Annotated in this window: 1 protein-coding gene; it reads right to left on the bottom strand. The window is 48.6% G+C overall.

Going from position 1 to position 348, the window contains the following annotated elements; all coding sequences use genetic code 11:
• A partial coding sequence (locus SB679_RS23430; protein ID WP_410704677.1) for an AMP-binding protein occupies window positions 1-348 on the bottom strand: 348 nt, incomplete at both ends.

Here is a 348-nt window from a genome sequence, read left to right as displayed (position 1 = left end):
TCCTTCGGATCCAACGGATTCCGAACAAATGCGTTTTCAGTCAGCTCAGGACGGTTTAAATAGCCCCTTGCGACGCCTGCACCAGATAAGCACAGCTCTCCGTACACCCCATCCGGTACTGGCTTCATCTGTGAATCCATCACGTATGCCTTCATATTCGAAATTGGCCTGCCGATTACCGGGCATTCCTCAAAAGCACTCATTTTCTCAAAATCGATGATATGGTAGACAGACCCTATGGTGGCTTCTGTCGGGCCGTAGTGATTCATGACCATCGCCTTTGAATAGCGAAGATGGAATGTTTTCACATCCTCCGGGCTTATTTTCTCTCCTCCAAGCACAACCAAA

Source organism: Chryseobacterium sp. SIMBA_029 (assembly GCF_046535275.1).
In the GTDB taxonomy this organism is placed as follows: domain Bacteria; phylum Bacteroidota; class Bacteroidia; order Flavobacteriales; family Weeksellaceae; genus Chryseobacterium.
Note: the sequence above shows the minus strand (reverse complement) of the source record. Positions and strands in the feature narration are given on the sequence as shown.